Annotated in this window: 8 protein-coding genes; 3 read left to right on the forward strand and 5 right to left on the reverse strand. The window is 38.8% G+C overall.

Annotation, left to right across the window (positions count from 1 at the left end; translation table 11 throughout):
• Positions 1 to 6 precede the first annotated feature (6 nt).
• Both EWU22_RS00510 and ribD read left to right on the forward strand, forming a co-directional pair.
• The gene (locus EWU22_RS00510; protein ID WP_130923978.1) at positions 7 to 3,111 is read left to right on the forward strand and encodes an efflux RND transporter permease subunit; all 3,105 of its coding nucleotides are present in this window, start codon (positions 7 to 9) and stop codon (positions 3,109 to 3,111) included.
• Complete coding sequence (gene ribD / locus EWU22_RS00515; protein ID WP_130923979.1) at positions 3,104 to 4,132, forward strand: bifunctional diaminohydroxyphosphoribosylaminopyrimidine deaminase/5-amino-6-(5-phosphoribosylamino)uracil reductase RibD; 1,029 nt, start codon at positions 3,104 to 3,106, stop codon at positions 4,130 to 4,132. The genes EWU22_RS00510 and ribD overlap by 8 nt, the downstream gene beginning before the upstream one ends.
• Here ribD and EWU22_RS00520 read toward each other — a convergent pair.
• Entirely contained in the window at positions 4,124 to 5,446 is a 1,323-nt protein-coding gene (locus EWU22_RS00520; RefSeq protein WP_109324345.1) for an Nramp family divalent metal transporter, read from the reverse strand. The two genes, ribD and EWU22_RS00520, sit on opposite strands and share 9 nt — an antisense overlap.
• Before the next feature lie 129 nt (positions 5,447 to 5,575).
• Here EWU22_RS00520 and EWU22_RS00525 point away from each other — a divergent pair, with 129 nt between their 5' ends.
• Entirely contained in the window at positions 5,576 to 6,238 is a 663-nt protein-coding gene (locus EWU22_RS00525; protein WP_109324346.1) for a metal-dependent transcriptional regulator, read from the forward strand.
• 20 nt (positions 6,239 to 6,258) lie between these two features.
• On the opposite strand, the gene EWU22_RS00530 is transcribed toward EWU22_RS00525, so the two are convergent.
• The 4 genes from EWU22_RS00530 to EWU22_RS00545 all read right to left on the reverse strand — a co-directional run bounded on the left by EWU22_RS00530 (position 6,259) and on the right by EWU22_RS00545 (position 11,898).
• Positions 6,259 to 9,198, reverse strand: coding sequence for a DEAD/DEAH box helicase (locus EWU22_RS00530; RefSeq protein WP_130923980.1), 2,940 nt, complete (start codon positions 9,196 to 9,198; stop codon positions 6,259 to 6,261).
• Positions 9,199 to 9,307: 109 nt separating this feature from the next.
• Positions 9,308 to 10,135 carry a 50S ribosomal protein L11 methyltransferase gene (prmA, locus tag EWU22_RS00535; protein ID WP_130923981.1) on the reverse strand — a complete coding sequence of 276 codons (828 nt, stop codon included), beginning with the start codon at positions 10,133 to 10,135 and terminating at the stop codon, positions 9,308 to 9,310.
• A gap of 6 nt (positions 10,136 to 10,141) precedes the next feature.
• A complete protein-coding gene (locus tag EWU22_RS00540; protein ID WP_109324360.1) occupies positions 10,142 to 11,089 on the reverse strand; it encodes an MlaD family protein in 948 nt (315 codons plus the stop codon).
• Positions 11,090 to 11,097: 8 nt separating this feature from the next.
• On the reverse strand, positions 11,098 to 11,898 hold the full coding sequence (locus EWU22_RS00545) for an N-acetylmuramoyl-L-alanine amidase family protein (protein WP_109324361.1): 801 nt from the start codon (positions 11,896 to 11,898) through the stop codon (positions 11,098 to 11,100).
• Positions 11,899 to 11,927: the final 29 nt, after the last annotated feature.

The raw sequence follows: 11,927 nt of genomic DNA on the forward strand, positions 1-11,927 counted from the left end.
TAAATTATGGCCTCTCTATCAGAAACCAGCATTAAACGACCGGTATTATCCATTGTAATGTCCATCACGATTATCGTGTTTGGTATTATTGGATATACTTATTTGGGTGTTCGTGAATTCCCTTCCGTTGACCCTCCTGTCGTAACTGTACAGACTTCCTACACGGGAGCCAATGCAGACATTATTGAATCTCAAATTACGGAACCATTGGAAGAATCCATCAATGGTATTGCTGGTGTAAGAACCTTAGCTAGTTCCAGTAGAGATGGGCGCTCCAATATCACCGTTGAATTTGATTTAGCTGTAAATATTGAAGATGCGGCAAATGACGTTCGTGACCGTGTGTCTAGAGCTATGGCTTTATTGCCTAAAGATGTGGATCCTCCTGTTGTTGCAAAAGCCGATGCAGATGCCAATCCAATCTATAATATCAATATCTTCTCTAAAACCAGAGGTCTATTGGAATTGAATGAATTAGCTACTAGAAATGTGAAGGAAAAGTTCCAAACCATTCCTGGAGTTAGTTCAGTACAAATGTGGGGAGAGAAAAAATATGCCATGCGTATGCATATTGACCCAGAGCGCTTAGCTTCATTCCGATTAACTGCTCCTGATATCGTATCGGCTTTAAGCAAACAAAACATCGAATTGCCTTCAGGAAGTATTGAAGGTGCTAATACGGAGTTAACCGTACGTACACAAGGTAGAATGACCACTGTGGATGACTTCAACAACTTGATTATCAAAGAACAAGATGGCCGTTCCGTGAAATTTTCGGATGTAGGCTTTGCAGAATTGTCCCCTGAAAACGACAAGACTTTCTTTAAGCGTGATATGACACCCATGATTTCTATTGCGGTTATTCCTCAACCAGGTTCTAATCAAATTGAAATCGTTGATGCTATCAATAGAAAATTACCTCAAATTCGTCAAACTTTGCCAGCAGACGTTGAATTAAAAGAAGGTTTTGACAATACGAAATACGTACGCAAATCATTAGTAGAAGTAGAAGAAACCATCTTGACAGCCATTTTATTGGTAACAATTATCATCTTCTTATTCTTACGCGACTGGAGATCTACGCTAATTCCATTAACTGCCATTCCAGTCAGCTTAATTGGTGTATTTTTCTTTATGTACCTGGTCGGCTTCTCGGTCAATGTATTAACATTATTAGGTATCGTATTGTCCATCGGTCTGGTAGTGGATGATGCCATTGTGGTTTTGGAAAATATCTATTCCAAAATTGAAGATGGTATGACACCGTGGAAAGCAGCCTTAGAAGGATCTAAAGAGATTTATTTTGCTGTAATCTCCACCACAATCACCTTAGCAGCGGTATTCCTTCCTGTAATTTTCTTACAAGGTATTACTGGACGCTTGTTCCGTGAATTTGGTATAGTGGTAGCTGGTTCTGTTATCATTTCAGCTTTTGTTTCCTTGACCTTAACTCCCATGTTGAGTTCCAAATTATTGAAAGGCGGACACCATAAACCTTGGTTTTACCGAGTTACTGAGCCATTCTTTGTTTGGTTAACATCAGCATATCAAGGTTCATTGGAATCTTTCTTGAAAATTCGTTGGATGGCCTGGGTTGTCATGGTGTCTTTGATCGGTATCATCTATACCTTATTCAAATATGATGCTATACCTTCCGAATTAGCCCCATTAGAAGACCGCGGTGCCTTACGTATTAGTTCTACCGCACCCGAAGGAGCTACTTTTGATTATATGTTGAACTACACCGACAAAATGGCGAAGTTCTTAATGGAGGCAATACCTGCCAAAGAACGCTATGCCATTTATGCCATCACTTCTCCTCCTTTTGGAAATGGAGCAGCTAACACGGGTAGTTTCCGTATATTATTAGGTGATCCAGAAAAGAGAAGGACTCAACAAGAAATTGCGGATGAACTTTCTCCTAAAATCAAGAAATTTACAGGAGCTCGCTCTAACTTAATTCAAGAGCCAACCTTATCGACTGGACAGCGAGGTGGTGGCGGTATGCCAATTGCCTTTGTGGTTCAAGCTCCCAATTTTGAGAGTTTGAAAAAAATCATGCCTCAGTTCTTAGCGAAAGTGCGTGATAATCCGAAATTCGAGGCATCCGACGTCAATTTGAAATTTACTAAACCCGAGCTACGTATCGAAATTGATCGTGCCAAGGCACAAAATTTAGGAATTGCAATTCAAGATATTGCACAAACGCTCCAACTTGGACTATCGGGTCGTCGATTTGGTTATTTCATCATGGATGGAAAACAATATCAAGTCATTGGTCAAATTGATCGACCGATGCGTAATGACGTTAGTGATTTAAAGTCTCTTTATGTTAAAAATAACCGGGGTGATTTAATTCAATTAGACAATTTGGTTAAAATTACGGAACAGAGTACTCCTCCACAGCTTTTCCGCTATAACCGTTATGTGGCAGCTACAGTACAAGCCCAAATGGCAAAAGGTGTAACCTTAGGTGAAGCCTTGAATGAGATGGACAAAATTGCTAAAGAGACCCTAGATGTATCTTTCTCTACAGCTTATGATGGTCAAAGTAAGGAATTTAAAGAATCAAGTTCATCTTTATTATTTGCCTTTGCATTAGCCATTCTATTGATTTACTTAATCCTTTCTGCTCAGTTTGAAAGCTTTGTAGACCCTTTAATTATCTTGTTTACAGTGCCACTTGCTGTAGCTGGGGCCTTATTAACTTTGTGGGATTTCAGTCAAACGTTAAATATTTTCTCCCAAATTGGTATCATTGTCCTCATCGGATTGGTAACGAAAAATGGTATTTTGATTGTGGAATTTGCCAATCAGCGAAAAGAAGCTGGCTCTAACAAAATGTTGGCCGTTCAAGAAGCAGCTACAGCACGTTTCCGTCCAATTTTAATGACATCGCTTTGTACTATTTTAGGTATTTTACCTATTGCGCTTGCCTTAGGGTCTGGTTCTCAAAGTCGTGTTTCTATGGGTATTGCCGTGGTTGGTGGTATGTTATTTTCTACTACATTAACCTTGTACATTATCCCAGCAATTTATAGCTACATGTCGAGTAACCTAAAACACCAAGGGGAAAAAGAAGAAAGCCCTTCTTTAGTAGGCCATGAATAAACAAGAGATTTGGATGCAACGTGCCCTGGATTTATCCCTGTTGGGGTCAGGGCATGTTGCTCCTAATCCCTTAGTTGGTTGTGTTATTGTTAAAAATGACCAAATCATCGGTGAAGGATGGCATCAAGCCTATGGCCAAGCTCATGCTGAAGTCATGGCCATTCATTCATTAGCCAATCCAGAAGATAGCGTAGATTCTAGAGTTTATGTAAGTTTAGAACCTTGTTCTCATACGGGAAAAACCCCTCCATGTGCTGATTTACTGATAAAATCAAAAGTTAAAGAAGTCATCATTTGTAATTTAGATCCTAACCCACTCGTAGCGGGGCAAGGTATTGAGAAATTAAAAGCTGCAGGAATTCAAGTCATCCAGGGAGTATTAGAAAGTAAAGGTGCAAAAATCAACCGCCATTTTTTTACTTTTCACACGAAGAAACGCCCCTATATCACCTTAAAATGGGCCGCATCTTTGGATAGGTTCATTGCTCAAGAAAATGGGGAACCATATACTTTTTCCAATCCCCAAAGCCAGACTTTAGTACATCAAATGCGTACCCAACACCAAGGGATATTGGTCGGTGTCAATACCATCATTCAGGATAATCCTCAATTAAATGTTCGATTGTGGCCAGGAAACAATCCTATTCGGTTGGTGCTTGACTCCCATAATCGTATTCCCAAAAACAGTCATGTACTACAAGATGGGCAGCCGACTTGGATATTCACGAAGCAAGTAGAAGCAGAGCAAGGTTCATGTCATTGGATAGCTCTAGGTGAACATTACCAAATTAAGGATATTTTAAAATTTGCTTATAAAAAAGGGATTATTTCAATCTTAGTAGAAGGAGGAACTAAAACCTTATCGGCTTTTCTTCAGAGTGGCTTAGTCGACGAAGTTTGGAAACAAGAAAAAGATATTACCTTAGGAAAAGGCATTCCTGAGCCAGAATATGGCTTGAAATGGAAACAGCATCAACAGGTAGGTGAAGACAATGTATGGTATCAGGCAGAGTTAAGCTAGACCAAATATTTGCAATAATAAATAAGCATTCAAGCCTAAAATTACCGCACTAATTAACCAAGAAAGGGTAGTTAACCAAACAGGATTTACGAACTTCCCCATCTTAGCCTTATCACTGGTAAACCAAACTAAGGGTATGACAGCAAAACTTAATTGCATGGAAAGTATCACCTGAGAAAATACCAATAATTCACCCACTTTACTATCTCCCCATATCCAGGTGATAAAAAAGGCAGGCAAAATGGCTAACATTCGAGTGATCAATCGGCGTAACCAAGGAGCCAATTTTAAATCAATAAAACCCTCCATCACTATTTGACCAGCTAATGTCCCCGTTAATGTGGCATTTTGACCTGATGCAAGTAAAGCAATAGCAAACAGAGCTGAGGCCCATTTACTTCCTAAAACGGGATCCAGCAATTGATATGCATCACGAATATCCGCTACATGCGGCATTCCATTGATGTGAAATGCTGACGCTGCCAAAATCAAAATCCCGGCATTGATGAAAAAGGCTAATCCTAAAGAAAGCGTAGAATCAATTGTCGCAAATTTAACGGCTTTGGTTTTATCCGCTTCGGTATGAGCATAAGCTCGCGTTTGAACAATACTTGAGTGTAAATACAGATTATGGGGCATTACTGTGGCCCCCAATATACCAATAGCAACATACAATTGGCTAGAATCTTGAAAAATAGAAGCTTGAGGGACAAGGCCTTTCACCACACTACCAATATCTGGCTGAGAAAGCAAAAGTTCATATCCAAAACACAGTGAAATCACTGCCAATAGCGACATCACAATTGATTCCAGCACCCTGAAACCACGGTGCTGGAAGTATAAAATTAAGAACACATCCAATATAGTAATCAAAATACCATACAGAATTGGAATGTCAAAAAGTAAATTCAACGCGAGTGCCGATCCAATTACCTCAGCCAAATCACAAGCCACAATGGCTAATTCACAAAGTATCCAAAGAAAGATGGCTACCGGTTTTGAAAAAGCTTCTCCACAGGCCTGAGCTAAATCCCGACCAGTAGATACACCCAGTTTTAAAGCTAAATGCTGTAAAACAATAGCAAAAAGACTGGAAATAAAGATAACAGACAATAATGTATATCCGAATTGGGAACCTCCAGCTAAATCAGTAGCCCAGTTACCTGGATCCATATACCCCACGGCCACCATAAAACCAGGACCAATAAATGCACGTAAATTTTTCCAGAAGCCAGGTCCTGAATGAATAGGAATACTTCCATATACCTCGCTTAAAGAACGAGTCTTACCTTCTGATCGCCAAGCATTTGACATGAAATAATGGTTTTATTGCAAACAAATATAGACAAGAATTACGATTAAACAAAAATATTTTTTAGTCAAGACTAAAAATTTATTTTCTGTCTCATTTTGCTTACTTTTATAAAGCTTAACTAAAGAAAAATGGCAACATCATTTGCGGAGGAAAATTATTTAAAGATTATTTATCGTTTATCGGAATCGACTTTAGAAGATATTTCCACCAATGCTGTCGCTGAATTAACCCAAACCAAAGCCGCCTCAGTAACCGATATGCTAAGAAAATTAGCAGAAAAAGGCTGGGTGAATTATCAAAAATATCAAGGCGTACGCCTGACAGATGAAGGTGAAAAAATTGCCTTATCGGTAGTTAGAAAACACCGTTTATGGGAAGTTTTTTTAGTAGATAAAATGGGTTTCAACTGGGATGAAGTCCACGAAATTGCGGAGCAGTTAGAACATATTGAATCCGAAGCTCTGATCAATAAATTAGATGAGTTCTTAGATTTTCCTAAAACTGACCCACACGGTGACCCTATTCCAAATAAAGAGGGGATACTCCCTGAGCTGAGCTACATGCATCTGTCCGATTTAAAGGAAAACAAAGCTTGTGTATTAATGGGAGTAGCTAAAGATTCTGCTGTATTCCTACAACTGCTCACTCGACTGCATTTAAGCTTGGGAGCCAAGCTCATGGTAAAAGAAATTAATCCCTTTGATCGATCTATTTCCGTGTCCATCAATGACTCAGAACCAGTATTCATTAGTCATGAAGTCGCCAAAAATATTTTGATTAAAATCGTTTAATGTAAGGCTAGCCAGATTTTTTAACTCAATAAATCCAAGACTTCGTCTTCGCTTAGATTTCTCAATATACTTTCATCAGAAGTTACCAAATCATTGGCTAAGTCCAATTTTCTTTGTTGAAGAGCTAGAATCTTTTCCTCCACCGTCTGCTTAGATATGAACTTATAAGTAAATACGGTCTTTACTTGTCCAATACGATGTGCCCGGTCGATCGCCTGCGCCTCCGCCGCTGGATTCCACCAAGGGTCTAATAAAAACACATAATCTGCCGCCGTCAAATTTAAACCTACCCCACCCGCTTTCAAGGAAATCAAAAATACCGACTGACCATCTGCTTTTTGGAAACTTTCCACCTGCCCTTTTCTATCAGAAGTGCTTCCGTCCAAATAGGCATAGGCAATATTTCTTTCATCCAGTGCTTTTTTAATCAAAGCTAAATGCTGAACAAACTGACTAAAAATCAATACTTTATGATGTTGCTCTAGGACCGTCTCCAACTTTTCTAACACCGCTTCCATCTTACCCGATTCGCCTTCATAACCTTCTTCGCATAAAGATGGGTGGTTAGCTAATTGACGTAACTTAGTTAAACCTTGTAAAACAGAGAATCTAGATTTTTGCAAACCCTCATCTTTGATTTGCTTCAACAAAACATCGCGGTAAAAGGATTTTGTTTTATCATATAGCCTCTCTTGCTCTTCCGACATCACACAATAAGTCACGGATTCCATTTTAGCTGGTAAATCCGCTGCAACTTGACGTTTTTCTCTGCGCAATAAGTAAGGCTTTATTAAGAAATACAAACGCTTCTTTTTATCCGAATCTGCTTTCTTTTCAATAGGCACTTGAAACAAATCTTTGAAATAACGCTGTGAGCCAAGTAAGCCTGGATTGACAAAATTCATTTGCGACCACAAGTCCATCGTTGAATTTTCCAACGGTGTACCTGTCATGACCAAGCGGTATTTAGCCGACAGTTTTTGTACGGCTTTAGTGATATTAGCCAAAGGATTTTTAATGGCTTGAGATTCATCCAAAATCACATAACTGAAAGCTTGTTTTTCGAACCAATCGATGTCAGAGCGAACCATACCAAATGAGCAAAGAATCAAATCCACTTTACCTAATTGGGCTTGCAACTTTTCCCTTTGAGGGCCACTGTAAACTAAGACCCTTAATTGAGGTGTAAATTTCTTAGCCTCCATCTCCCAGTTATATAACAAGGATGTTGGCATCACCAATAAACTAGGTAAGGTCTCTCCTTGCTCTTTTAAGCTCTGCAACAAGCACAGGGTCTGAACGGTCTTTCCTAGACCCATATCGTCTGCTAGGCAAGCCCCTAGGCCTGCTGATTGGCGTGTCCGCATCCAGCGGTAGCCTTCCATTTGATATGGCCGCAAGGTTCCTTTAAATTGTTTGGGAACAGGGAATTCTTTGGTCTCTAAGGCCAAATCATGCATAGTCTTACTGCGCAGCGCTGTTTTGACCAAATCCTGATTTTCCCATTCTTGAACCAATTGAAAATGCTGACGCTTTAAATAAACCCCATCTTCACCTGGTCTTGTCTCTGAAAAATAAAATAGATCTTGGTAATCGTGAAACCAATTATCTGGAATAATAGCAATGGAACCATCAGGCAAATGAAACTCCTTCTTTTTCTGTAAGATTAATTGACGAATCTTCAAGAAAGGTATTTGGAATTCCCCAAATGAAATAATTGCCTGAATATCAAACCAATCCAACTTCTCTCCAATTCGAATCTTAATTTCTGGCTTACCTAAGAAATACCTTGGAGCTTGACCATCACCTTTAAACTGAACACTAAAACCAGCTTGATCCAAAGCAGCCTTATTCAACGTTAACCATTGAACGGCCTCCCCTCTTGAAAGTACAGCTTTACCATCAACCTCAATCTGCAAACCCAAGGCTTTTAATTGTTGATAAGCTCTTTTTTCCTTAGACAAGGAACGCATGATTTTTTGGAATGCATAACTGTCTCCTTTTTTCTCAAACAAGACATTCGCTTCAGAGCCTAATCCATCCCATGGGAAGCGATTATTCCCATATTGAAATGACAACACAAAATTCCATCGGTCAGCAGCTTCTAAGGCGGCTGATTTTTTACTAGGTACTTTCTCTTCTTCTACTTTATTTACGATAGGACCATAAGACAGTAAATACTGGCAATTCTTTTCCGTATTAAATATTTCAAAGCCTTTGGCATGTACTGGATATCTGGCTACCATCGCCTTCACAAACTTGCGGAAGTAATCTTCCTCCATGTTTTTAGGAATCACGACAAACTTCTTATTTAAAAAAGGTCGTAATTTTTTCCCTTCCAGCGCTGGCTTAAAGTGATATAATTTTTGATTCAATAACATCCATGCTGGCTCATCACACAGTACCATGGCGTCTTTATATTGAAATTCTAATTTATTGCCAGCATATTTTAAGGTAGGGAAATAATGTGTATTCTCTTCATTTCGCATAAAATGGAACAATACTTCCACAGGTTCAGGTTGAATCTGAACATGCTGGCGCATTGGGTTTCCATCATTTCCCATGATGAATAAAGTCTTATCTGGACAAATCAGCTCAAAAACCTGACCCCGCTTTTTTTCTACCACACTCAAAACCGCTTCCTGAATTTCCTTTTCGCCCTTTTCAGCATCAAATGTTTTTAAATAAAACTCTTCCATTGTTTTACGCTTGGAAGTATTGAATTTTTCAAAAATGGCTGCAGGCTTCATCCCTTCAATTAACTTGACAGCTTGCTCGTCGCGCTCATCTAAGCCATGGGCAAATTCATGAAAATTACGGGTAGTTAAAGTCTGATATTCCCAGGTTAATTGAGATTTTTCATTTAACTGTACCACAAAGACTTCGAACAAATAGCCGAGGCATTCATGGGATAACAAGGAATACATTACCTGAAAAGGCTTACTGGGTGAGATCTTCATGTACTAGTAAAGCACTCGAATGCACGAGTTCTTAGAGTAAAACCTTCAAAAATAAGGTTTTTAAACGAAATACCGAAAAAATATAGGCTAATATTAGAAAACTGCAAAATTAAAGCTTTCTCAAGTGCAAACAGGTCCAACGATTCTTCTCTTTTTCAGAAATAAAGGTAAGACCCGCATCGGAAGCTTCTTGCAACAGTAAGGGAACATCTTCTTGGTAAAAACCACTAAGCAATAAATGTCCGCCTGGCTTAATCCGAAGTGCGTATTCAGCCATTTCATCCAACAATATATTGCGATTAATATTGGCTAATAACACATCATATTCATCCGAAGATTGGTCTCGTATGGTTCCTAAATCAAAGCGAATGTCATTCAAATAATTCAATGCGGCATTTTCAATGGAATTTTCAACAGACCATTCATCTACGTCAAACCCATTCACAGGATTTCCTCCTAATTTTCTGGCCACAAAAGCCAAAATTCCAGTACCTGTACCTGCGTCCAAAACGGATTTTCCATCTATATCCAATGTAAACAAAGCTTCAACCATTAAACTGGTTGTTTCATGATGACCTGTTCCAAATGACATTTTCGGATTAATCACTAATTCCATCTGATAACCTGGCTCAGATTCATGAAAGCTAGCACGGATAAACAATAAATTGGAAATACGAATTGGGTCATAATTACTTTCCCAAACATGATTCCAGTTCTGCTTTTCTATTCGCCCCATTTCTACTTCTATGGGACCGATGGATTGATAACGTGTAATAATTTCTTGAAATGCTTCCTCTTGAAATAAAGCTTCAGGACAATAGGCAAAAAAGCCTTCCTCTGTATCTTCAAATATATCAAAGCCTATTTCACCTAATTCGGCCAATAGTATATCCGTCAATTCAGCAGAGGCTGAAATACGCGCTTGAATTGTTGCCATATTTTATTAATTGCTAGGAGGAGTATCTTTCTTCCCAAATACTGAAATATTCACGTAACGCTTCGGTTTCAAGCGAAAATCGATCAATAATTTATCTAAATCCAACAAAGTCTTATTTAAGCCGACGTATAAACTATCATTCTTCAAGAATTTACCTGCAGTACCTTGACCTTTTTCCAAGCCAGAAACAATGCGCTGGATAGATGCCACGGCCAAATTAGCCTCATGCAATGTTCTTCCTACTTGTAAAGCTTGTAAAGAATCTGCCACCGTATTGAATTTGACTAGAATGGGTTTCAATTGCTTCTCCGTTTCAATCAAGCTTTGAGATAAAGTCTTCATATTCGCTGAAATTTGCGCAATATTATTCCTGTTTTCCTCTACCATCCCATTCACCGAACCATTGATGCCGTTCACTGTACTATTGGAACTTTTAATCAACTCATTTAAATAAGTGCCCGTATGCTCAAACTTTTTACTGATTTGTCGAAACGAAATCAAAAGTGAATCCGCATTTTCAATCACAGGAATGGCTCTTTCTTTCAAAAGGGAAGTAACCCCTTTTTCTAAAGTCCCTGGTATAAAGGATTCTTCAGGCAAAGCTCCCTTTCCACCAAATTCCAACCGAATAATTTTACCTCCTAAGAGGGCTCCATCCATTAAAATAGCTTCCGTTTTATCTGGTATAATTAAATCTTTAGCTACGCGGAGTGTTACTAATATTTTATTCCCTTTTTCTGGCTGTAATGAGACTGATTTTACTTTCCCAACTTCAATACCATTGACCATAACCTGATTCGAGACCATCAAACCATCTACATTGTCGTATTCAACATAATAGATTCTTGAAGAAGAAAACACATCATTCCCCTTCAAAAAATTAAAGCCAAAATAGAGGATTAGAAAGGCGATTAAGGCCAAAAACCCAACTTTTAATTCATTACTTTGAAACATCTCAGAATCTATTTTTCGATTTCTTCCTTATACTTTTTAAATGCACCAACTATAGCATCCGCTACTTCTGATTGTCCCTTTTCCGAATTCAAATAACCCTCTTCATCTGGGTTAGTTAAAAATCCACTTTCAATCAAAACACTGGGCATGGCCGTTCTCCAAATGACCAAAAAACCAGCTTGCTTCACGCCAAAGCTCTTTCTATTATACACTTTTGCAAATTGTTCTTCCACCTTAGAAGCAAATTTTACCGAAGATGCCATAAAGGCACTTTGATAATTCGCCATCATAATATGCGCCAAAGGTGAGCTTGGATCAAATCCATTATAGGTGGTTTGATAATCTTTCTCTTGTAAAATAACGGAGTTTTCTCGCTTGGCTACGTTCAAATTACCGTCCGTTTTATGTAGTCCCATGGTATATGTTTCTGTACCATATGCTGCTTTATTAGGTGCAGCATTGCAATGAACAGAAATAAATAAATCCGAACGACTTCTATTGGCGATATTGGCTCGTTCGTTCAATTCAACAAAATCATCGGTATCTCGGGTATAAACGACCTTCAGATCTGGGAATTCACTTTTTAGGCGTTTTCCTACCTCTAAAATAATTTTCAAGGTTACTTTCCCCTCTTGTGCTCCCTTGGATCCCAAGCAACCGGGGTCTTTTCCCCCATGCCCAGCATCAAGACATATCGTTTTAACCAAGTTACGCTTAGCAGCACGAGTAGGCTCAGGGAAACTTGGAATGGCAGCAATTAACAGGCATGTTAAAGCAAAACCAACAAAAGCTCTAAGAACTGTAAACATTATTTTAATGAATTAGACGTAGGTAAGTC

The sequence above is a fragment of the Aquirufa nivalisilvae genome (assembly GCF_004307455.1).
GTDB classification, from domain to species: domain Bacteria; phylum Bacteroidota; class Bacteroidia; order Cytophagales; family Spirosomataceae; genus Aquirufa; species Aquirufa nivalisilvae.